22 protein-coding genes, 1 pseudogene and 1 riboswitch are annotated in these 21,371 nt (G+C 41.7%); of the genes and pseudogenes, 3 read left to right on the plus strand and 20 right to left on the minus strand.

Annotated elements, in window-relative coordinates:
* Positions 1-139: 139 nt before the first annotated feature.
* The 6 genes from WBS51_RS14165 to WBS51_RS14190 form a co-directional block, all read right to left on the minus strand.
* Entirely contained in the window at positions 140-1,384 is a 1,245-nt protein-coding gene (locus WBS51_RS14165) for a plasmid recombination protein (protein ID WP_342694140.1), read from the minus strand.
* A 258-nt stretch (positions 1,385-1,642) separates the two neighbouring features.
* Complete coding sequence (locus WBS51_RS14170; RefSeq protein ID WP_008976820.1) at positions 1,643-1,876, minus strand: hypothetical protein; 234 nt, start codon at positions 1,874-1,876, stop codon at positions 1,643-1,645.
* 71 nt (positions 1,877-1,947) lie between these two features.
* Positions 1,948-2,958 carry an AAA family ATPase gene (locus WBS51_RS14175; protein WP_016439644.1) on the minus strand — a complete coding sequence of 337 codons (1,011 nt, stop codon included), beginning with the start codon at positions 2,956-2,958 and terminating at the stop codon, positions 1,948-1,950.
* A 133-nt stretch (positions 2,959-3,091) separates the two neighbouring features.
* Complete coding sequence (locus tag WBS51_RS14180) at positions 3,092-3,454, minus strand: plasmid mobilization protein (protein ID WP_009263188.1); 363 nt, start codon at positions 3,452-3,454, stop codon at positions 3,092-3,094.
* Positions 3,447-4,532: a site-specific integrase gene (locus WBS51_RS14185; protein WP_342694141.1), complete on the minus strand. Its 1,086-nt coding sequence runs from the start codon at positions 4,530-4,532 to the stop codon at positions 3,447-3,449. Before WBS51_RS14185 ends, WBS51_RS14180 begins: the two co-directional genes overlap by 8 nt.
* A 14-nt stretch (positions 4,533-4,546) precedes the next feature.
* Positions 4,547-4,735: a hypothetical protein gene (locus tag WBS51_RS14190; RefSeq protein ID WP_003019365.1), complete on the minus strand. Its 189-nt coding sequence runs from the start codon at positions 4,733-4,735 to the stop codon at positions 4,547-4,549.
* A gap of 178 nt (positions 4,736-4,913) precedes the next feature.
* Here WBS51_RS14190 and WBS51_RS14195 point away from each other — a divergent pair, with 178 nt between their 5' ends.
* A complete protein-coding gene (locus WBS51_RS14195) occupies positions 4,914-5,345 on the plus strand; it encodes a helix-turn-helix domain-containing protein (protein ID WP_342694142.1) in 432 nt (143 codons plus the stop codon).
* A 338-nt stretch (positions 5,346-5,683) separates the two neighbouring features.
* Here the strand turns inward: WBS51_RS14195 and WBS51_RS14200 are convergent, their stop codons facing one another.
* The 8 genes and pseudogenes from WBS51_RS14200 to WBS51_RS14235 form a co-directional block, all read right to left on the minus strand.
* Entirely contained in the window at positions 5,684-6,181 is a 498-nt protein-coding gene (locus WBS51_RS14200) for a nucleotidyltransferase domain-containing protein (protein ID WP_009247521.1), read from the minus strand.
* Between the two features lie 84 nt (positions 6,182-6,265).
* Positions 6,266-7,810 (minus strand): ATP-binding cassette domain-containing protein, encoded by a 1,545-nt coding sequence (locus tag WBS51_RS14205; RefSeq protein ID WP_009247522.1) that lies wholly within the window; start codon positions 7,808-7,810, stop codon positions 6,266-6,268.
* A 453-nt stretch (positions 7,811-8,263) separates the two neighbouring features.
* Positions 8,264-8,641 carry a TnpV protein gene (locus tag WBS51_RS14210; protein ID WP_009247523.1) on the minus strand — a complete coding sequence of 126 codons (378 nt, stop codon included), beginning with the start codon at positions 8,639-8,641 and terminating at the stop codon, positions 8,264-8,266.
* Positions 8,642-8,667: 26 nt separating this feature from the next.
* Positions 8,668-9,807: pseudogene (locus tag WBS51_RS14215) on the minus strand (plasmid recombination protein).
* A gap of 355 nt (positions 9,808-10,162) precedes the next feature.
* Positions 10,163-11,317 carry an AAA family ATPase gene (locus WBS51_RS14220; protein ID WP_009247525.1) on the minus strand — a complete coding sequence of 385 codons (1,155 nt, stop codon included), beginning with the start codon at positions 11,315-11,317 and terminating at the stop codon, positions 10,163-10,165.
* The gene (locus WBS51_RS14225) at positions 11,307-11,642 is read right to left on the minus strand and encodes a plasmid mobilization protein (RefSeq protein ID WP_009247526.1); all 336 of its coding nucleotides are present in this window, start codon (positions 11,640-11,642) and stop codon (positions 11,307-11,309) included. The genes WBS51_RS14220 and WBS51_RS14225 overlap by 11 nt, the downstream gene beginning before the upstream one ends.
* Positions 11,632-12,723, minus strand: coding sequence for a site-specific integrase (locus WBS51_RS14230; RefSeq protein WP_009247527.1), 1,092 nt, complete (start codon positions 12,721-12,723; stop codon positions 11,632-11,634). Before WBS51_RS14230 ends, WBS51_RS14225 begins: the two co-directional genes overlap by 11 nt.
* Positions 12,724-12,912: a helix-turn-helix domain-containing protein gene (locus tag WBS51_RS14235; protein WP_009247528.1), complete on the minus strand. Its 189-nt coding sequence runs from the start codon at positions 12,910-12,912 to the stop codon at positions 12,724-12,726.
* A gap of 448 nt (positions 12,913-13,360) precedes the next feature.
* Here WBS51_RS14235 and WBS51_RS14240 point away from each other — a divergent pair, with 448 nt between their 5' ends.
* Complete coding sequence (locus WBS51_RS14240; RefSeq protein ID WP_009247529.1) at positions 13,361-13,891, plus strand: helix-turn-helix domain-containing protein; 531 nt, start codon at positions 13,361-13,363, stop codon at positions 13,889-13,891.
* A gap of 292 nt (positions 13,892-14,183) precedes the next feature.
* Here the strand turns inward: WBS51_RS14240 and guaA are convergent, their stop codons facing one another.
* The 6 genes from guaA to WBS51_RS14270 form a co-directional block, all read right to left on the minus strand.
* The gene (guaA, locus tag WBS51_RS14245; RefSeq protein ID WP_180211162.1) at positions 14,184-15,728 is read right to left on the minus strand and encodes a glutamine-hydrolyzing GMP synthase; all 1,545 of its coding nucleotides are present in this window, start codon (positions 15,726-15,728) and stop codon (positions 14,184-14,186) included.
* 142 nt (positions 15,729-15,870) lie between these two features.
* Complete coding sequence (locus tag WBS51_RS14250) at positions 15,871-16,773, minus strand: cation diffusion facilitator family transporter (RefSeq protein WP_173750217.1); 903 nt, start codon at positions 16,771-16,773, stop codon at positions 15,871-15,873.
* 85 nt (positions 16,774-16,858) lie between these two features.
* Positions 16,859-16,946: riboswitch (NiCo riboswitch) on the minus strand.
* A 74-nt stretch (positions 16,947-17,020) separates the two neighbouring features.
* Positions 17,021-17,698, minus strand: a complete 678-nt coding sequence (locus WBS51_RS14255; protein ID WP_173750218.1) for a pentapeptide repeat-containing protein — start codon at positions 17,696-17,698, stop codon at positions 17,021-17,023.
* A gap of 13 nt (positions 17,699-17,711) precedes the next feature.
* Positions 17,712-19,055, minus strand: coding sequence for an MATE family efflux transporter (locus WBS51_RS14260; protein WP_291683552.1), 1,344 nt, complete (start codon positions 19,053-19,055; stop codon positions 17,712-17,714).
* 83 nt (positions 19,056-19,138) lie between these two features.
* Positions 19,139-19,636 carry a Cys-tRNA(Pro) deacylase gene (gene ybaK, locus WBS51_RS14265; RefSeq protein ID WP_291683551.1) on the minus strand — a complete coding sequence of 166 codons (498 nt, stop codon included), beginning with the start codon at positions 19,634-19,636 and terminating at the stop codon, positions 19,139-19,141.
* 15 nt (positions 19,637-19,651) lie between these two features.
* Positions 19,652-20,995, minus strand: a complete 1,344-nt coding sequence (locus WBS51_RS14270; RefSeq protein WP_291683550.1) for an MATE family efflux transporter — start codon at positions 20,993-20,995, stop codon at positions 19,652-19,654.
* Positions 20,996-21,135: 140 nt separating this feature from the next.
* Here WBS51_RS14270 and WBS51_RS14275 point away from each other — a divergent pair, with 140 nt between their 5' ends.
* Positions 21,136-21,348: a GTPase gene (locus tag WBS51_RS14275; RefSeq protein ID WP_173750222.1), complete on the plus strand. Its 213-nt coding sequence runs from the start codon at positions 21,136-21,138 to the stop codon at positions 21,346-21,348.
* Positions 21,349-21,371: the final 23 nt, after the last annotated feature.

Genomic DNA, 21,371 nt, shown 5'->3' on the forward strand with positions numbered 1-21,371 from the left:
TTCATCTGACAGAGGAAGATATGTTTTTCTCATAGTGTTCATCCTTTCTTAGATAACACTATTTTACCATACATTATCCTCAAAATATATAGTAGAGATTTAATTTATTCTATACTAGTCCATTTTCACAACCATTTTTTTATCTTTTCTCTCTATCTATACGTCTCTTCTTGATTTTTTGTTTTGCATTTGCCTGTTCCAAATGTTTTGCCACTTCTATTGCTTCCTTCACCTTATTTTCTCCCAAAACAGCTACAACCCGATCCATATCATATGTTACATTTAACAAAGCTACATTCTCTTTCTTTATAACAGATACTTCCTCTCGCAACCGATCTACACGATTTTCAAGATCCAGGTTTCGATCTGATAGCTTTTGATTTTTGCTTTTCAGTTCTAAATATTTGCTATACAATGCCTGTATCATGTTCGCAACTTTTTTCACCAAAGGAAATATTCTCTTCCTGTAAGATTTTGCAGACTCTAAAGTTCCGGCTTCTGGCAGCCATTCTTCCGGATAATATCCATACTCACGTGCATGTGAGTCAACAAATCCAGCTTTTGAATTTAGTGCAGAAAATCGTTTTTCTAACACTTCTGTCTTTTTAATTACCGCATCTCTCTCTTTTTCTGCCTGTTCTTTTTCCTTTTGGATCTCATCCACACATTCACTGATATCATGCAAATCATGTTCCAATAAATTCTTATGTTCCGTTAATTCTTCTACTTCCTGTTCTCGAACCTTTTTCTTGTAATCCAATACAGAAAGATGTGGTTCATGAGTTCCTTTCTGATCCCATTCTATCTCATTTTCCCTCATGACCATGGCTAATTTTTCCTTTTCTGATTGTACCCATTGATTTAGCTCCGTCTCACTTCTGGAACCACCTTTAAATCCTAATGACGATAAGGCTTGTTTTAAAGATACTCTTGTATCAAGTCCTCGCTTACTTCCTGTAACATAGGGGATAAAATCAATATGTAGATGCGGTGTTGCTTCGTCTAAATGCAGATGAGCAGCAAATACTCGCAACGTAGGATTCCGTTCTTGAAATCCTTTCATGTATTCATCTAATATTTTTGCAGCAAGTTGTCCTTCCATCGTTTCTGATCCCATATTGTCTTTATCACCGATCTGAAGGATAACCTCATGAAATAATTTTTCTTGTTTCCCGGAACGTATCTTTTCGTAGTAATCATCTATCTTACGATCTTTTCGAGTCTGTTTATCATTGTAACGCTTCAAGGCGTCGTCAAATAATTCATGATATACGTCTTTGATATCTTCATTACAATATTCAACATTCCAATGGGTTCTGTTCGGATCCGTATTCTTTGCATGAAATTTTCTACTATTATGGTTCAGGGAGCCTTTTCCTGTCATAAAACTAATCGTCCTCTTCAATAAATCTCCTTTCATTCATTTTAAAACGCCAGATATGGCGATTATGTTTTGTTACTTTTGTCAAAAGTAACGCAAAAGCACTTTCGACAGCCTAACGTCCATCAAAAGTACCCTTGCGCCCTGCCGGGAGCTTTCAAATCAGCCAGTACTGTATCGGCTACACCCTACAGCAATTCTCCTTGTTTGGTATGATACAGGTGCGTGCCACGCTCCTGTTCTATATTCCCAAAACAAACATCACCATCGATAACTGGCTGACACTCCACGCTTATCTAAATATTCCTGTCGTGCTTTCTCCTGCTCTTCCTCAGAAGGAGCAGTCTTATACTTCGTATAGAGTTCATGTCTGACTAATGCATCCAATTTTTCTTCCAAGCCATTTCGAATCTCTTCTTCATACTGATCATCTGAACCCAGATGATAAAAGATCAATTTTCGAAACAGTTCATAATCAATCTGTACTTTTTTCATCGCTTCACTCCTTTTGTTCAAGGTGGCAAGATTCCCTATTCTTTAAGATATGATAATCTTGCCATCTTCCTTTACTCTTCTTGCAACATCCAAAACCATTTATTTCCTATCTTCACAGAGTCAATCTGTAATTCCTTCTTCGCATTCCAAAGTGTTTTCTTTTTAATTCCTCGTTCTTCTGCTTCTTCCGCTATTTTTGCCTGTTCCATTGATCCATTTGCTAAGATCTCTTTTAAAAATTCTTTCGCACTTCGGATCTTTTGCCCTCGTCCATCACCAGATAATAAGTCCTCTGCACTGATGTCATATTTCCCAATCCAATGGAATCCTTTTTCTTTGTCTAATCGAAAGGCGATAGCATCTCCTTCCGGAGCAAGAGAACTCTTTACGTGACAGATTACTCGGATTTCCGGTTCATCTTTCACTCTTCCAACAATCAATACGCTTCTTGCTGCCGCTTGAAAGTCAATAGAACCCAATCCACGATAGGATGATTTTCCATTACTATTTTTATTCATATGACCGATCAGAATAATGGCACATTGATATTTTTCTGCTAATACAGAGATTCTTTTCATCAATGGGCGAATCTCATTTGCCCTATGCATATCAACACCAGCCCCTAGAAAGCCTTGAATTGGATCTAATACTACAAGTCTTGCTTTCGTCTGTATGATCGCTTCTTCCAGCCTTGCATCTACCATTGTTAATGGCTGATCCTGGTCATCAATTACCAAGACTCTGGAACAATCTGCCCCTGCCGCTAACAATCTTGGTTTGATCGTATCGCCCAGTCCATCTTCAGCTGTTTGATAAATCACATTGATTGGCTCTACACCTGTCTCTTCAGATTTTCCTTCGCTTGTCTCACTTAATATTGCTTCTCCTTTTGTTAATTTTGCTATGATCTGCAACACCACAGTAGTCTTCCCCTCTCCAGGATCTCCCTGAATAATGGTGACCTTCCCATATGGTATGAAGGGATAAAAGAGCCATTCGATTTCTTCCACTTCAACCTGATCCATGTGGATCAATTTCAGGCATGGTTCTGCCTTTTTTACTTCTCTATAATTATCTTCCATTTCCACCTCCTGCCCAACCGGGCAAGTCCCTGGCAGACAGAATTTAACAATTGTTGCAACAACAATTTTGTGATATACTCAAGTTGTTAGGATGGTATATCAGTTATTCTGATGATCAGGGAACTTGCTCAGATTATTTCTGGGCTTTTTCTTTTTTCCTTTTTTCATAGTTTCTTTCTTCTGCAAATGCATTTAATATCTCCAACATTGTTCGAATAGGTGTAAACAACTCTTCATCGGCATCCTCTAATGTAGTTAACCTTTTCAGTTCCTCTTCAATCCCTCGAAGCTGTTTTCTAAACTGTACTAACATCAATGGATTTCCTACTGCTGTGACCTTTTGATGTAAAACGCTTTCAATGATATATTCTTGTCTCGTCTGGTATCCACAAAGCTTTACTCTTAAATCTAACTCTGCATTTTCTTCCGGAGACATTCGAAACGCTATGGTTACATTACGCCACCGATTCTTGTTATCCCTATTTTTTTCACTCATCCAGATATTCCTCTCTTTCCTGATTTAGATTTTCCGCCATCTCTGTTTGGATTGTCGGGAACAAATGTGCATATCGATATGTGATTTCCACACTCTCATGCCCTACCCTTTCTCCAATTGCCACCGCAGAATATCCCATATTGATCAACAATGACACGTGAGAATGCCGTAAATCATGGATTCGTATTCGCTTCACTCCTGACAACTTCACACCACGATCCATTTCATGATGAAGATAGCTTTTTGAAATTTGAAATATCCTGTCATTTTCATTCAAACCATACAGCATTCCTATATACGTTTCTAATTCTTCGCTTAAAAATTCCGGCATGGTGATTATGCGATTACTCTTCACAGTCTTTGGATCTGTAATAATATCCTTCCCTTCTAATCTTTGATAAGATTTATTGATCCGGATAGTACAAGCCTGAAAATCGAAATCTGCCGGTGTCAGTGCTAACAACTCTCCCATACGCACTCCACACCAATATAGAATTTCAAATGCATAAAAGGAGATTGGCTTATCCGCCACCGCTTCAATGAACTTCATATACTCTTCTTTTGTCCAGAAAAGCATCTCTTTTGTTCTTTCTTTTCCCATAGATCCCGCCTTGCGTGCAGCATTGCTTTTCAAATCATAGAAATTAACTGCATGATTCAAAATTGCACTCAGCTGATTATGGATGGTCTTTAGATAGACCTGTGAATAGCCTTCTCTTTGTTTATTCCGATAGTTCATCATGGTGTTCTGCCACTGTCGAATATCAGAAGGTTTTATTTCCTGCAACTTCTTTTTCGAAAAATATGGGAGAATCTTTTTTTCTACAATATGCTTTTTCGTCAGCCAGGTATTATATTTGATTCTGGATTTGATATCATTCAGATAAAGATCTACGAAATCTTCAAAATACATATCCAGACTCAAATTCTCCTTTAATTTAAACGCTCTTTCCCATTCCTGGGCATCACATTTACGTTTAAATCCCCTTTTCGTCTTCTGCTTTCTTACGCCAGTCCAGTCCTTATAATAGGTTCTTACCTCGTAAGTATTTGACTTTTGGTTTTTGATTACTGTCAAAACATCACCTCCTGCTATTTCATTTCGTTCATACCGTAAACTCGTTCTTCAAAATATTTACGGCTGATTTTTCCTTTGACAACAACGAAACCTTTTTGTTCCAATTCCGCATTTAACTGACGGATCAAACGATACGCATAGGAATCAGATACTTCTAATTCTTTCGCTACTTCTTTTGCTGATATAAATAATTTACTAGCCATCTATATCCCTCCTTTCCTTTTTTTCAGTTCATTATCGAACGGTGTATATGCATCATAACATTTCATTTCCGTACTGTCAATAGAATAATTTCAAAAATGAACGGTTTATTTTTATATTTCATTTTTGAACTGTTTATGCTATACTTTTAAGTAACAATCAGCAAAGGAGTGTTTTCCTATGACAGTAGGTGAGAAAATAAGAAAATTCCGGATCGATCAAGGATATACACAGAAAGAATTGGCAATCATGTCCGGATTGAGCGAATCGGCAATTAGAAATTATGAACTTGGGAATCGTTTCCCATCATCAGAACAATTAGAAAAAATAGCAAACTCATTAAAGATCAGTCCATACGCCATGTCTGATCCAAACTTTGATACTTATGTTAGTGTCATGCACGCATTATTTGCTTTAGAGGATCAATATGGGCTGCACGCCTACCGAGATGAATCCGGTGTACCGCAGCTCATATTTAAGGACAAAGGTCACGATTCTTTAAATATGCTGGATCATATTGGAACATGGGCTGATATGTACCAGAAATTCAGAAATGAAGAGATTACAGAAAAAGAATATTTAGACTGGAAGAGTCAATTCCCAGCTAAATAAGAAGAAATTATTTACAATAATATTAAAAAAGTATTGTCATTTGATTGTCAACGGACATAGAAAGAGCCAAGAAAGCCCGTAAAATAGGCGTTTCTTGGCTCTAATATATTATTCAAACTCTACAAAGACTAACGCTTTTTGTTTAGGAATTATTCTCTGTAATGTTTCTCGTTCTTTTGATTATTTGATATATCCATATTATCCTGCCTATACGAGCTAATGTTATCATTTTGTTATCGGCATTGATAACACCTACTCGATAACTGTGGATAATAACTATATGTAGCATGTCAAATTATAAGCTATTTTGCTTAGAGATTCAACACAAAACTGAAATTTTACTTTTCCTTATATTCATCTGGTATTGCTATTTGAAATGTTTCACACAACAGCATCACATCATGCACATCATTTTTATCGTGTTCATATCCCAAATGAAGCATTACCTGACTCAATGGTTCAATACAAGAAACAGTTATATCTCCAACTTTTCCAATACCGGAAAAAGTTTTTGATGGAAATATATCTCCCTCATAAACAATTCCGTCATCTGTAAATTCAAAACAATGTAAATCAATGATTCTTTGTTTATCATCTTTCCAGACAGTATGACCATCCGTTGTATAATCAGTATTTACTTCCTCAAATCCATGCTGCTTAATCACATAAATATAATCATGATAATGTTTCAGTTCAACAAACAAATCAATATCATTGTGTATTCTTGATTCTCTTTTAAGAAGTGCATCAACACCCCATCCGCCATCTAAATATACTTTAATTTCGTTTTGCAAAGCATATTTTATAATTTCACATGCATCTTCTGTACGTACCATAATCTATCCTCCAAATTCAAATCTTTGTATGCTTTCCAACTCACTAAAAGCCTGAAATTTGTCAGTCTTTCATCCTTTTTGTTATCAATCACCAATTAGCTGTAATCCATTAGGATTTAGCTGATATATTTTATCGCACACCTCTTCAATATACTTTCTATCGTGAGAAATGCTAATGACAGCCCCCGGAAATTCTCGGAGCATTTTTCTTATTACCGGACCGGACAATGGTGAAAAATTTCTTGTCGGTTCATCCAGAATAAGAACATTTGCACCACTTAAGCTCATCCTCAAGAGAAGCACTTTCGCCTTTTGTCCGCCTGATAACTCCCGAATCGGATGCTCCATTTCATCTGGTGTGTATTTAAGTGAACCAAGGTATGTTCTAATTCTTGTACGCTCTTCTTTATCTCCTGTTTTATCAAGGTAATCAACCGGTGTAACATCCAAATCCAGCAGGTCTTCATAAGTTTGAGGCATATATTCTGCTTTAATGTCATTCCGATTTAGGAGTTCTTCCGCTATCTTTTTTAGAAGAGTCGTTTTTCCTGCCCCGTTGGCTCCTATCATACAGATTTTTTCTGAACCTTTTATTTTTAAATGAATTCCTTCTGCTAAAATTCTTTTGCCATCCGGAGTCACAAGCTTTGAAAGTTCATATTCTATGACCGTTTTTCCTGCGGGAATGTGTGAGTTTTCATCCCCTAATTTGACAAAGATTGCTTCTTCCTGTTCCGGCATCTGAGTCATATTTTCATCTTCTTTTTCAAATCTTCGTTCCATTGCCTTAACCGTATGCATTTTGTCCTTTAAGTTTTTGGCAACAGACGGTGCTTGTCTGGTACAACTTCTTAATGCACCTTGTACACTCTGCATAACTCTTTGATATTTTTCATCGCGAATCTTTTTCTCCCTACGGTCACTCAGTGCCCGCTGTTTTTGGATTTCAAATTTATGAAGCCGTTCTTCCACATAGCGTCTATAGGGAAGCTTTGCCACGGTATATCTCGCCTTTGTTTTTCGTATAATCTGCTCGATATGTATCACCATGTTGGCAGTACGCTCTATCAGCGTTTCATCGTGTGAAATAAAAAGCACAATGTGCTTCCAGTCATTTATGATTTTTTCCAGTAATGTAAGCGTCGCAATGTCGATGTCATTGGAAGGTTCGTCCAACAACAGCACAGAAACATCGCGAATGAAAAGCCTCATAAGTTGTGTCTTGACTTTTTCGCCTCCTGAAAGACTACCCATTGTCTGGTTACTGTAGAAAAAATCATTTTTCATTCCAAATTTTCCCGCAATAACAGACAATTCTTTAGGCGTTTTCTCCCAGAATATTTCCTCTTCAGAAAAATATTCGTATATTGTTTTTTCCTTATCTTCATCGAGCATCTCCTGCGGAAGATAACCAAGACGTTCGTGTCCCATTATCCTTTCCCCATCTGCTTCTATATAGTTTTCTACAAGCGACGGATTGTATATCCACTTCATTAATGTCGATTTCCCATTTCCCTCTTCTCCAATAATAACTGCCTTATCTCCATCATTTAGCACAAGGTTGAAATCATTAAGAATTATTCTCAGGTCTTTTTTATGTGTTAAATTTAATTTTTTTATCTGCAACATTAAAGTTTCTCCTTTTCGAAGTCTGAGCCAATTATTATTTTGAACACACAAAAACGAGTCTTTTTTGCATACGCAAAAATAGACTCGCTAAATAGACCCTTATTTCTTTTCCAAAAGGAAAACAAAGGAAATGCCTCTTGCGATAATCCAACTTAAGCGTACACAAAACAAACCTATTCTCTACAGGCTCAATAACTATATGTGTCTTACTTAAATCAAATTATCTATTAATCATTTCCTCACCTTACACAAAATGTGCCTTTCTTTCTTCTAATGGCAATACTATCATACTGTATTTTTTGTGTCAATACATTTCACCTTATGGAAGTGCAAATTAAAATTTTCACTTCCTAATTATACATCCAACCATTACGAAATTCAATCTTTCACAACCTCTTTACAACCACAACCACAGCACTCCAGCAAACGCAGGAGCACCATACCGTAAAACGCTTATGTGTAAATCAACTCCGTTCCTACAACTTCCCTCACACAAGCCTGAATATTATTCATTCTTCCAATCCATTCGTAGGGATTATCTTTCTTTAATTGTTCCGTCACATCTTGTCTGTCGGCATATTCCTTTACCAGTCGAAGAAACATATCCTCTGCTTGCTTATCGACTTCTGCAAGATAACTATGCAGCTTTCCGCTTGTCAGCAGGTTCATATATAACACTTTATAGTGTTCCTTTAAATGCCTTGCATGTCGTTTCCCCCATAAACCAATCGGCTCTATTTCTTCTTCGGCTGGTACTGTGATGTTCGGCAATAAATAATCACCCACCTGTCTATAAGTTCCGCCCATTTCTTCAAAAATTGTCTTTGTCATTTTCCTTTTCCTCCTGTGATTTTTGTCTATCGTGATCGTGTATTATCACGCTTGCGACCTTTAACTGTTCTTGCCTGCTCCAACAAATCATCTATCTGTTTGCGACCAAAAACCTTACGGAGCAGGCTGTAATCTTTATTTTCTGCTTTTAGGATTTTGTTTTCTTCGGTCAATCTTTCATTGACTTTCTCCAAACGCTGATTGGTGCGGTATAACTGTGCATTCGCTGTATTCAGCCTATGATAGTTGTCCCACCCCTCAAAGCAGCGGGCAAGCACCGTTTTGACAAGTTGCTTCAATTTCCTTACAACCGGCTCTGCCATTTTGGTTTTATATGCCTTTGCAGTCATAAATTTCTCTGGTTCTGGCAACTGATATTTCGGTGCAGTATCAAGCTCTATTTCAAGATTTGACAGCTCGTCTTTTGCCTTATCATAGTTCAATACTCGTTCCGACAACACATCAAATTCAATCTGTTTCTGCTCGATTTTCGCACCTAATGCCGCCACTTCTTTTTCTCTTTCCTGCTTTTTATAATCCAAAACAGAAAGATGTTTTTCGTGTGTGCCTAAATGTTCCCACTCAATCCCATAACGTTCCATCACCGCCGCAAGCTGTTCTTTTTCGGACTGTATCCATTGCGACCACTCCGTATCGCCACGACTGCCGCCCTTAAAACCTTGCGTTGCAAGAGCCTGCTTTAGTGACACTCTTGTATCAAGTCCACGCTTGCTGCCTGTGGTAAAAGGTACAAAATCTATGTGCAGATGTGGTGTAGCTTCATCCATATGCAGATGAGCCGAGAACACCCGAAGCTGTGGATTTCGCTCCTGAAAACCCTGATAGTATTCATCTAAAATCTGCTTTGCCAGTTCTCCGTTTTCCGTATCGGCGTTCATATTTCCCTTACCGCCCACCTGTAAAATGATTTCGTGGAACGGTTTTTCCTGCTTGGAACTTCGGATTTTTTCATAATAATCTTTTATCTTTCGGTCTGACCTTATCTGCTTGGCATTGTATCTTTCCAATGCTTCATCAAACAATTCGTGATAAACTGTCTTTATATTTTCATTGCAGTAGTCGATATTGAGATGAGTACGAGTTCCGTCTACATTTTCTGCTCAGAACTTTCGGCTATTGTGATTGACCGAGCCTTTACCGACCATTGCACTTATCGTTCTCTGCATTTTTTCATCTCCCATCTGTAAATTTCAACATTCTCAGGTTTTGTTACTTTTGTCAAAAGTAACGCAAAAGCACTTTTGACGGGTACACCCATCAAAAATGCGACCTGTAAACAGGTTTTGCGTTCTCCGAAGGCTCTCCGAGGGGTGAGCGTGTGCCGGTGGCACACACGCCTGCGAACCGACCGAGCCAGCAGGCGAGACCAAAGAGCCGCCTTTGAAAAGGCACTCTCTGCACACTCCCCTAAACTTTATCCGGTGTCAAAGTGTGACGATGGTGACAATGTTTTTCACAGCGTGCTGCTCTCAAAAACATTGACACCTTTGACACCGTTTGTCACGCCGTCTGCTCGGTTTCTTTCCAAAGTGAAACCTTTCTTCCGTCGTGTGTGCGGCTGTTCTGATAACGGATACCGTAATCACGAAACAGCCTGCTTGCGTTGATACTGAGCCTTAAAGAAAGTACATTCGGCTTTATATCCACCGCAAGCCTTTCGCAAAGTTCCGAAGCAGTTCCTTCCCATCTGTCACTTTCCGAAAAGAGCGTATCCGCTATCTTCTCAAGCAGAGGTTCGGGCGGTTCTTTCCACATCTCCGTTTCCGATTTTGCAAAGTTCCACACCAATCGCTCGCTGTCCCTTACAAGATGGATTTTCATATCCTGCTGGTCTCTGCCAGCAACATCAAGTGTGGCATTGTTGGAAGTACGCTTGTCCTTACTGAGAACAAATGCACCGTCTGCCGCCCCCATCAGACCATTCGTGCCTGAAATCATATCGAATATATCTTCCGATTTTTGTTTGCGTGTATGATGAACAATAAGCATTGAAACCTTGTAACTGTCTGCCAACGCTTTCAGCCTTGCCACAACATCATAATCACTTGCGTAGCTGTAATCTGCTCCGCCTGCTTCACGCACACGCTTTAAGGTGTCTATGATAATCAAGCCTGTGTCTGGGTGTTCCCTCATAAACCCTCTTATCTGTTCTTCCAGTCCGCCATTGACCGTTTTACATTCCGTTGCGAAATACAGATTGCCTGTCTCCTTTGCACCGAACATCTGAAACAATCGCTTCTGCAAACGTGGGTAATCATCTTCAAGGGCAAAATAAAGCACCGTTGCCTTACGCACCTTATACTCCCAAAGCGGTGTGCCTGTGCTGATATGATAGGCAAGCTGTGCCATCATAAAGCTCTTTCCCACTTTCGGGGAACCTACGAAAAGGTAAGTTCCCCTTTGGAGCAGACCGTCGATAAGTGGTGTCTGAACCTCAAACACCGTATCATACAGCGTTGTCATTGATACTGTTTTCAGATAGGAAGGGTCTAACTGTCTGAGTATTTCCCTTTGCATTTCTTCAAAAGATTGCTCGTACCCCTTGAAATCCGTATCCTGATTGACTATACTATTGTCAGTACATTTGGAAAGTGACTGTTCCGCATCTGTTGCCGCAGATACATTTGGAATAGTCATTTCTTTTTTATTCTCCATTCGCATCCTCTCCTTTCAAACCGCCGAGAATAATGGAAATCAGTTCTATTACACTCAGCAGTTCATCATCCACACCTTTTCCTGCTTCAATCCTTTTCAGTTCCGCAAGGACTGTGGCAAATTCCGTTTTCAACGCCTTATACACTCTCGGATTGCCCTGTACCACCACATCCTGATTTAAGCAACGGCGGTAACAATACTCCTGTTTTGGCAATCCTGATAGAGCTACAGCTCTGTTAATGAGTTCGTTTTCTTCGGGCGATACTCGAAACCCTACTGTGATATTCCTCCAACGATTTTTGTTATCTCTGTTCTTAGCTGACATTTTCAAAATCTCCTTTCCCTAAATCATCTAATTTTTCTGCCATCTCAATCTGCTTTGACGGAAAGAGGTGTGCGTACTGATAAGTAATATCAATACTTTCGTGACCAACTCGGTCAGCAATCGCCACCGCAGAAAAGCCCATATCAATCAAGAGTGAAATGTGGCTGTGACGGAGATCGTGAATGCGGATACGCTTCACGCCTGCCGCCTTTGCCCCTCTGTCCATCTCGTGATGAAGATAGCTTTTCGTCACCGTAAAGATACGGTCTTTCTTCTTCAATCCGTAAAGCATACCGAGATATTCTTTCATTTCCTCACACAGAAACTTCGGCATTTTAATCGTGCGGTTGCTCTTTTTCGTTTTCGGAGAAGTAATCACATCCTGCCCTTTCAAACGCTGATAGGATTTATTGATTGTGACTGTTTCCTTATCAAAGTTGAAATCTGCCGGAGTCAAAGCTAACAGCTCGCCCTCTCGGATACCGCACCAGTAAAGCATTTCAAACGCATAAAAGGAAACAGGCTTGTCCATCATCTCAAAAGAGAATTTCTTGTATTCTTCCTTTGTCCAGAACAGCATTTCCTTGTGTTCCTCACGTCCCATATTTCCCACCTTTGCCGCAGGATTGGAACGCAGTTCATAGTAGCGGACAGCGTGATTGAAAATGGCGGACAACTGATTGTGCAGCGTTTTCAGATACGTCTGTGAATAAGGCTTTTTCTTCTCATCACGATAGGCAAGCATTTCATTCTGCCAAGTAATAATCTCCTTTGTGGAAATCTCGCTGATTTTCAGTTTCCCGAAATACGGAAGTATCTTTGTGCGTATGATATGCTCTTTGGTAAGCCACGTGTTTTCCTTCAAACGGTTCTTCACATCATTGATATAAAGCTCCGTAAAGGCTTCAAAACTCATATCAAGGTCTGAAGAAGTCTGCAATTTGAACATTCTTTCCCATTCCTGTGCTTCTCGTTTGGTAGCAAAGCCACGCTTGCATTTCTGCTTGCGTTCCCCTTTCCAGTTCACATACCTTGCCATCACATACCAAGTACCGTTATCTTCATTCTTAAATACCGGCATTTACATTTCCCCCTTTCCTGCTCCGTAGAGCCTTTCGTAAAAATACTGGCGATTTACACGCCCTGCAATCGTAATAAAGCCCTTTGCTTTCAATTCCTCATTTAATTGTCTGATGAGTTTATATGCATAAGGTTTTGATACGTTTAGTTCCTGAGCCACATCTTCGGCTCGGATAAATCTGTTTTCCATATCCTTTTTCTTCCTTTCTTAAAATAATTTTTTGCTTGCCGCTTTCTCCGTGTTAAAGTTCCAACAGGCACTCCTGCTTGTCGGCAGGCGCTGTGCTGTCCCAATGCACCGCAGTACATCAGGCGCTCGCTCGTATAGGGGTTCCCGAAAAGTCGGAGACTTTTGGGGAAGAGGAGGAGCAGTGCAGCGAATGAGCTTTTGTGCTTGCACACAAGCGAACGATACGGAACTTGCTCCGACGAGGTCTTGGCGGTTTGGCTTTTCGGACGGTCATTCAGTTGTCGCATTAAGCATATTTGTTTAATTCGTAATTTATTTTACTAAACATATTTGCTATTGTCAAGTGGTTGCAAAGAAAATATTAAACATTTTTGTTTCGGTTTTTCTTGACTTCCACTAAACATTTCTGCTATACTTATTTCACTAAATATAAAAGGAGCGTATCATTATGGCTATCAGCGAAAGAATACATTTTTTCAGACTAATGCGTGGTATGACACAAAAGTATCTCGGTACAGCAATCGGTTTTCCAGAAAAGAGTGCTGATGTGCGTTTGGCACAGTACGAAACTGGTACACGCAAACCGAAAGCAGACCTTACAAATGCATTGGCACAGGTGCTTGATGTTTCTCCACAGGCTCTTGATGTTCCTGACATAGACAGCTATATCGGTCTTATGCACACTCTGTTTACCCTTGAAGATATTTACGGTCTTACTGTCAGTGAAGCAGACGGAGAGGTATGCTTAAAGGTCAACAAGGACAAAGGCAGAGAAGCATATGAACTCCTCAAAATGCTGTATGCTTGGAAAGAACAGGCAGACAAGCTATCTTCCGAAGAAATCAACAGAGAAGAATACGATAACTGGCGTTACCATTATCCAGAGTTCGACACCACACAGCGTTGGGCAAAAGTTCCATCACAGGAATTAAGTGACGCTCTCGTGGAAGCATTCAAAGACCACTTGAAAGATAAATAAGCACCTACAGGACCTGCCACTGGCAGCTCCCTACAGATGCTTTGGCAACGACAAAAAAGCCCTTAACTATGGTTATTAACCACAGCTAAGGGCTTAGTTTATAATATGGAATTTGTTCAGAGCCAAGCTCCGAACTTTAGTCTGCAAGCCACCTGTTAATTGTTCCGTTACCCATAAACCACTGGATAACAAGAATAATGGCACTTGCTATGACTGTTATCAATTTGTTATCAAAAGACTAATCGAAATCGCTGAAACCCGCATAAACACTGGCTTTTTTAAGCAACTCGATTTATTCAAACTCAATCGTAGCCGGCGGTTTCCCCGTGCAGTCATACATAACTCGGTTAATATGCTTCACTTCATTCACAATCCTGCTGGTGGTCTTCCCAATAACCTCCCACGGAATCTCCGCGCTCTCTGCTGTCATAAAGTCGGTAGTCGTCACTGCTCTAAGCGCAATGGCATAGTCATAGGTTCTCTCGTCTCCCATAACCCCTACAGACCGCATATTTGTCAATGCCGCGAAATACTGGCCAATCTCTCTGTCGATTCCGGCTTTTGCAATCTCTTCTCTCCAGATAGCGTCTGCTTCCTGCACCATCTTGACTTTCTCAGCCGTAACCTCTCCGATGATACGGATTCCAAGTCCCGGTCCCGGGAATGGCTGTCTGAACACCAGATATTCCGGAATGCCCAGTTCCAGACCTGCTTTCCGGACTTCGTCTTTAAACAAATCGCGCAGAGGCTCGATAATTTCCTTAAAGTCTACGTAATCCGGCAAACCTCCTACGTTGTGGTGGGATTTGATAACAGTGGACTCACCGCCTACACCGCTTTCCACAACGTCCGGGTAGATGGTTCCCTGTACCAGGAAGTCCACAGCGCCGATTTTCTTTGCCTCTTCTTCAAAGACACGGATAAATTCTTCGCCGATAATCTTACGTTTTCTTTCCGGCTCTTCCACGCCTTTTAATTTCTCATAGAAACGTTCCTGGGCATTGACACGGATAAAGTTCAAATCATAGTGACCTTCCGGTCCAAAGACTGCCTCAACCTCATCTCCCTCATTTTTACGAAGAAGACCGTGGTCTACGAATACGCAGGTAAGCTGATTTCCGACTGCTTTGGACAGCATAACAGCCGCCACGGAAGAATCCACACCGCCGGACAGGGCGCAGAGCACTTTTCCGTCGCCCACCTTTTCACGAATGGCTTTGATGGACTCTTCCACAAAAGAATCCATTTTCCAGTCACCGGAACACTGGCACACATTGTAGACAAAGTTGGAAAGCATTTTCTTTCCTTCCTGGGTGTGCAGAACTTCCGGATGGAACTGTGTGGCATACAGACCTTTTTCCACGTTTTCCACTGCTGCTACCGGACAGTCAGAGGTATGCGCACTGATTTCAAATCCCGGCGCTGCCTGGGAGATGTAATCGTTGTGACTCATCCAGCAGATAGTCTTTTCAGATACGTTTTCAAAAAGTTTGGACTTCTGATTCACCGTTACTTCGATTTTTCCATATTCTCTTACCGGAGCCTTTTCTACTTTGCCGCCCAGCAGATGCATCATAAGCTGGGAGCCGTAGCAGATTCCCAGAATCGGAACGCCCAGTTCAAAGATTTCCTTCGTATAGGTAGGAGAATCCTCCAGGTAAACGCTGTTCGGTCCCCCGGTAAAAATAATTCCCTTTGGCCCAATAGCCTTAATTTTTTCAATATCTGTTTTATAAGAATAGATTTCACAGTACACATTACATTCGCGCACACGTCTTGCAATTAACTGATTATACTGTCCTCCGAAATCAAGTACAATAACGGTTTCTCTTTTCAAAGAAATGTCCTCCTGTTCTTTATAATGAATAGTTTTCTAAGAGAAAATATATAGAAATAATTATAGATTATTGCCCTCAAATTTACAAGAGCAAAATACTTGTGAAAACTGCCAAATTTTCGCAAATCTTCACTCATGCCTTTTAAACCGGGTTTACATGCACCATGCAGTGCTTCACCAGAGGGAACTTTTCCTCTATTCTGTCATGCACCTGCTGGGCAATTTCATGTCCTTCCCGCAGGGTCATGTTCCCGTCTGCGGCAATTTCGATATCCACATAAATCCTTGCCCCAAACAGTCTGGTATGAAGCATATCAATGTTTTTCACACCTTTCTGACACAGAATCAGTTCCTGCATAGCCTTTTCCGTTTCTTCGTCACAGGATTTATCTACCATCTTGTCTATGGCATCTTTAAAAATGTCATAAGCCGCTTTTACGATAAAAATGCAGATAATCACACTGGCTAAAGGGTCTAAAACCGGAAATCCCAGTCTGGCTCCCAAAATACCCACAAACGCCCCCACCGAAGACAGGGCATCGGAACGGTGATGCCATGCGTCTGCCATCAGGGCCCCGGAATTTATCTTTTTTGCCGCGCCTCTGGTATACCAGAACATCCACTCCTTAATGCTAATGGAGACCACCGCTGCAATAAGGGCAATCATTCCCGGTACTTCCATACTTCCGGCACTGCCTTCGATAATCTTATTTACTCCCCCGATTCCAATTCCAAGACCTGTGGCGAATAACACCACGGCCAGAATAATAGCTGCCACGCATTCCAGGCGGTCGTGCCCGTACTGGTGGTCTTCATCAGACTGGCGGCTGGCAATGTTGACTCCCAGAATGACTACAATGGTGCTGAACACATCTGAGGCAGAATGCACAGCGTCTGAGATCATAGCACCGGAATGTCCCACAATACCCGCGATCAGTTTAAACAGGGACAAAATCACATTCCAGGCAATGCTCACCGCCGATACCCGCATAGCCGTCTTTCTGTTTTGTTCCTCCGGTGTAGATGCTTCGTTTTGCTTTTTCATACCTTATTCCTTTCTTTTTCATACAATTTAATTGTATGCAACATGAATTCCGGCAAAATAAAAAGCATCTGCGAGACAATATTCGTACTGTCCCGCAGATGTTTATTTTCATCTGCTGCCGCATTCTGCGACCCGGCATGCCAAATTTCCGCTGCCTGCTCAGCCATATTCATTTTGCACAAACAATCTAAGTTTCTGTTATTTTATGTGAAACAACGGGATTTGTCAATGTTTTCCTTTGCTTTTTCTAAAAATTTTCTCCGGAGTCCTGAATAACCAGGCCTAACCGCTTTGCCAGACCCAACGCCTGAAATGTATTCACCACCGCGCCTTCCAGTTCTCCCCTTTCATCAGACAATACAATCCCCTCAATAGAGCTCTTTGTAAAATCCTGGTCTTTCAGCACGGTTTTGAAAAAGTTCGCCTCACGAAAACAGACTTGTTCCCACACCGTGTTGGACATTCTGCATTTGCTGAACCCCGCCTTTGAAAAATCGGTATTCTGTCCCTTGACAGAACTGAATCTTGCTGCGTCAAACACCGCTTCTCCCATATCGCAGTCCTGAAACTGCACATGGTACAGACTGCTTCCGTAAAAATCTGCGCCCCGACCCTTGCAGGACTCAAAGATACAGGATTTAAAGTTTGCATCGCAGAAACTGGAATGGCAAAAGCTGCAGTTGACAAACTTTACATCCTGAAAGAAAGCTTTGTGAAAATCACAGCCCTCAAACCGACAGTTTTGAAACACCGTCTGCCAAAAAGACATTCCGCTGCCGTCAAATTTTGTCAGATATACTTTTTCGATTTTTCTCCTTACAACTTCCGTTTCCTGTTCCTTGGCCTCTTCCAGAAATTCCTTTCCCAGTTTTACCGGAAACAATTCTTTCGGGAGAGAGGGTTCTTTCAATCCTCTTTTCTTCATTTTCCTATCCTCGCTAAACCAACGCTGCCCGTTTCCACTTTCCTCTTGCGTATCGAATGGTAAAGCTTACCGCGCGGAACAGCCAGTCTATGGTCATGGCCACCCACACGCCGAACACGCCCCAGTGCAGATACACACCCAGAACAACGCTGAAACCAATGCGGAAAATCCACATAGAAATAATCGATAAAATCATGGCAAACTTCACATCAGCCGCAGCCCTTAAGGTATTTGGCAGAGAGAAAGACAAGGGCCATATGGTAACCACACAGGCAGAATGGTAAATCAGAATCCAATACGCGTATTCACTGGCTTCTGCCGACAACCCATATATTTTAATAATAAACGGAATGGCCAGCACAACCAGAATATTCATGGCGGCCAAAGCCGCATACGCTGTCTTCATCAGTTTTTTCGTATAATAATGCACCTGTTCAAAATCTCCCGCTCCTACGCACTGAGCCGTCACAGTCAGCATGGCAAAACCGATGGACATACCCGGCAGCACTGCAAAAGTCGCCACATTGTTTGACACCGCATTTGCCGCAATGGAGGCCGTTCCGAATCCCGTTACAATACTCAGCACCAAAATTTTCCCCAGTTGGAACATACTGTTTTCCAGACCGTTTGGAATCCCGATATAGAGAATCTTCTTCAGCAGGCTGATATCTGTCTTAAAAGAAAACGGATGATAAATATGCAGCACATGTTTCTGATTATTCAAAAGCACTAACATCACGACACAGGCCACAGTTCTGGAAACCAGAGTGGGGATGGCAACGCCTTCCACGCCTCTGTGAAAACCGAAAATCAAAAGAGCATTGCCGCAGATATTAATGGCATTCATCAGAAAGGATGTTTTCATAGCCACGGCTGAATTTCCCATAGCCCGGAAAACAGACGCCCCTGCATTATAAAGAGCGGTCATGGGAATAGAGGCAAAGACAATCATCAGATACACATTGCAGTTATACATGACATCCGCATCGATTTTGCCAAACACTACATGTGTGATAAAGTCCCGTCCCAGATAACACACCAGCATCACGCCCAGAGAGGCTTTTAAGGTAAACGAAAGAAGCTGATTTGTCGCTTTACAGGCCATTTCTTCCCGCTTCTTCCCCAAAAACTGCCCGGCAATCACCGCGCCTCCGGTTGCAAGAGCCGTGAAAATATTCAGAATCAGCACCATGACCGTGTCAATGAGAGAAACTCCCGATACAGCCGCCTCTCCCACGCTGGCTACCATAATAGAATCTGCCAGTCCCACAAATGCCTGCAGAAACTGGTCAATAATCAACGGTACAATCAACTTCCGCAAATCAGCATTCGAAAAAAAACGGTTTTTTGTTTCCATAAGAAAACTCCTTTATTGCTGTAATACTTTGCTACAGGTTATTATACTCTCCCTGTTTTCCGGATACAAGTGCTTGTTTTCTTCTATTTTTTCTCTGCCGTAATTGCAGCAAACTTCGCCCCTGTTACCTCTGCCAATTTCTGGGGAGACAGTTTCAGAGTGGTTCCAATCCTTCCTCCGCTTACATAGATTTCTCTAAATTCCTGTGCGCTCTCATGAATCACGGTAGGAAACTGCTTTTTCATGCCCAGAGGGCTGCAGCCGCCCCGGATATAACCCGTCACTTTGTTAATGTCTTTCACATGAATCATTTCTACGGATTTTTCCCCCACTGTCTTTGCTGCTGTTTTAAAGTCCACTTCCTCGGCAATGGGAATCACCAGCACATAATATTCCCGGCTTTTCCCCTGCACCACCAGCGTTTTGAAAGACTGTTCCACCGGCGCCCCTGTCTTCCGGGCTGTGTGCAGACCGTCGATAAATTCATCACATTCATACTGCAGCACTTCATAGGGAATTTTATTTTTATCCAGAATCCGCATGGCATTTGTCTTAATTTCTTTTTCTTTGTGCTTGCCCATTTTTCTTCCTCCTGCCTATAAATTCAGTTTTTTCATAAAGTTTCTGTACAGCACACAGCCTGCCGCGGCAGCAATCAATTCTGCCACAGGGAAAGTCAGCCACACGCCGTAAAGTCCCAGCGTCCCAGACAGCACTATGGACAAAGGAATAATGATTACAAGCTGCCGCAAAAGGGAGACCGCCAAAGACTGTACCCCTTTTCCAAGAGCTTCAAAAGCCCCGGACAGGACGCAGCCCACTGTGGAAATCAGAAATCCTGCTGCGATGATACGCAGCATGGGAACACCGATTTTCATCATTTCTCCATTGGCGTCAAACAGCCTCATAATCACCTGTGGAAAGACCAGAAACAGCACGGTTCCCATGGCCATAATGACCCCCGTAGCCTCCAGGCTGGCCTTTAACGTCTCTTTCATTCTCTTACGGTTTTTGGCCCCGTAATTATAGCTCATAATGGGACGCATACCCTGTATGACCCCATTAGCCGGCATGTACACAAAGGTCTGGATTTTAATATACAGGCCGAACACTGCAATCGCCGTGGCGGAAAAAGCCGCCAGCACGGAATTTAACGCCGCAACCAACAGGGACGGCAGGGACATCATAATAGCCGAGGGAATTCCCACGGTATAAATTTTCCACAGCATGGTTTTGTCCGGACGGAAGCCTTTCAGGCAAATGGGAATTGCTCTGCATTTCTTCACAAAAAAAATCATGGACAAAATCCCTGCCAGAATCTGAGAGGCCACGGTGGCAATCGCCGCCCCCTGCACGCCCATGGCAGGCAGGCCAAACCAGCCGAAGATGAGAATGGGGTCTAAAATAATATTAAAAATGGCTCCTACTCCCTGGAAAATCATAGGCAGAATCATACTGCCTGTGGCCTGAAACAGTTTTTCCGAATACAGATGATACATGCTGCCTATGCTGAAGCACAGCACAATCCGGGTATATTCACAACTCATCTTATAAATCTGCGGATCATCGGTAAAGCCCCGCAGGAAAGGTCCTGTCAAAAACAGGCCCATGAGCACAAACAGCAGCCAGTGTATGCCGCAGCATATAAATCCATGGGCTGCCGCAGATTTTACTTCTTTTTCGTCTTTTGCCCCCAATGCTCTGGCCGCACAGGCATTTAAGCCGATTCCAAAACCGCAGGACACCGCAATAATCAAATTTTGCAGCGGAAAGGCTATGGACACGGCTGTCAAAGCGTCCTCGCTGACCCTTGCCACATACATACTGTCCACAATATTATATAAAGCCTGTATCAGCATGGAAATCATAGGCGGCACAGACATGGAAATCAAAAGGGGCATGACCTTTTTCGTTCCCATTGCGTTTTCTGTCTTCTCCATTTCTCCTACCTCTTCTTTTTATTTTCGTACTTTATACAGGATAGCTATTGAAAGAAAATTTGTCAATCCGCATAATTTGCCTCTTTTGTGCCAGACTATAAAAAGCACAGAAATTTTTACGATTTTCAGGAGGTATTGCCATGGAAAAAGAAAAGAAAAATGCGGCTAAAAACATAGCCGCAGATGACAAATATCATGTAGAGTCCACTTCCGCCCATGACCTGGACGGCTGTGCCACCACAGAAGCCACAGGTATGATTCCCACACCGCCCCAGTCGCAGGGGGAATTAAATTCTTATAAAGCAATTCTGCCTTTTTCTCCGGACTGCTATGTAGAAAAAGATAAAAAATAATTGCTTCCGTTCCCCTGCATTAG

Source organism: Blautia acetica, from assembly GCF_038739805.1.
GTDB lineage: Bacteria > Bacillota > Clostridia > Lachnospirales > Lachnospiraceae > Blautia.

What these genes read in the sequence shown, in the direction of transcription:
- WBS51_RS14165 (WP_342694140.1), bottom strand. Translation starts at nt 1,384, where the DNA reads ATGACAGGAAAAGGCTCCCTGAACCATAATAGTAGAAAATTTCATGCA.
- WBS51_RS14170 (WP_008976820.1), bottom strand. Translation starts at nt 1,876, where the DNA reads ATGAAAAAAGTACAGATTGATTATGAACTGTTTCGAAAATTGATCTTT.
- WBS51_RS14175 (WP_016439644.1), bottom strand. Translation starts at nt 2,958, where the DNA reads ATGGAAGATAATTATAGAGAAGTAAAAAAGGCAGAACCATGCCTGAAA.
- WBS51_RS14180 (WP_009263188.1), bottom strand. Translation starts at nt 3,454, where the DNA reads ATGAGTGAAAAAAATAGGGATAACAAGAATCGGTGGCGTAATGTAACC.
- WBS51_RS14190 (WP_003019365.1), bottom strand. Translation starts at nt 4,735, where the DNA reads ATGGCTAGTAAATTATTTATATCAGCAAAAGAAGTAGCGAAAGAATTA.
- WBS51_RS14195 (WP_342694142.1), top strand. Translation starts at nt 4,914, where the DNA reads ATGACAGTAGGTGAGAAAATAAGAAAATTCCGGATCGATCAAGGATAT.
- WBS51_RS14200 (WP_009247521.1), bottom strand. Translation starts at nt 6,181, where the DNA reads ATGGTACGTACAGAAGATGCATGTGAAATTATAAAATATGCTTTGCAA.
- WBS51_RS14205 (WP_009247522.1), bottom strand. Translation starts at nt 7,810, where the DNA reads ATGTTGCAGATAAAAAAATTAAATTTAACACATAAAAAAGACCTGAGA.
- WBS51_RS14210 (WP_009247523.1), bottom strand. Translation starts at nt 8,641, where the DNA reads ATGACAAAGACAATTTTTGAAGAAATGGGCGGAACTTATAGACAGGTG.
- WBS51_RS14220 (WP_009247525.1), bottom strand. Translation starts at nt 11,317, where the DNA reads ATGGAGAATAAAAAAGAAATGACTATTCCAAATGTATCTGCGGCAACA.
- WBS51_RS14225 (WP_009247526.1), bottom strand. Translation starts at nt 11,642, where the DNA reads ATGTCAGCTAAGAACAGAGATAACAAAAATCGTTGGAGGAATATCACA.
- WBS51_RS14230 (WP_009247527.1), bottom strand. Translation starts at nt 12,723, where the DNA reads ATGCCGGTATTTAAGAATGAAGATAACGGTACTTGGTATGTGATGGCA.
- WBS51_RS14235 (WP_009247528.1), bottom strand. Translation starts at nt 12,912, where the DNA reads ATGGAAAACAGATTTATCCGAGCCGAAGATGTGGCTCAGGAACTAAAC.
- WBS51_RS14240 (WP_009247529.1), top strand. Translation starts at nt 13,361, where the DNA reads ATGGCTATCAGCGAAAGAATACATTTTTTCAGACTAATGCGTGGTATG.
- WBS51_RS14250 (WP_173750217.1), bottom strand. Translation starts at nt 16,773, where the DNA reads ATGAAAAAGCAAAACGAAGCATCTACACCGGAGGAACAAAACAGAAAG.
- WBS51_RS14255 (WP_173750218.1), bottom strand. Translation starts at nt 17,698, where the DNA reads ATGAAGAAAAGAGGATTGAAAGAACCCTCTCTCCCGAAAGAATTGTTT.
- WBS51_RS14260 (WP_291683552.1), bottom strand. Translation starts at nt 19,055, where the DNA reads ATGGAAACAAAAAACCGTTTTTTTTCGAATGCTGATTTGCGGAAGTTG.
- ybaK (WP_291683551.1), bottom strand. Translation starts at nt 19,636, where the DNA reads ATGGGCAAGCACAAAGAAAAAGAAATTAAGACAAATGCCATGCGGATT.
- WBS51_RS14270 (WP_291683550.1), bottom strand. Translation starts at nt 20,995, where the DNA reads ATGGAGAAGACAGAAAACGCAATGGGAACGAAAAAGGTCATGCCCCTT.
- WBS51_RS14275 (WP_173750222.1), top strand. Translation starts at nt 21,136, where the DNA reads ATGGAAAAAGAAAAGAAAAATGCGGCTAAAAACATAGCCGCAGATGAC.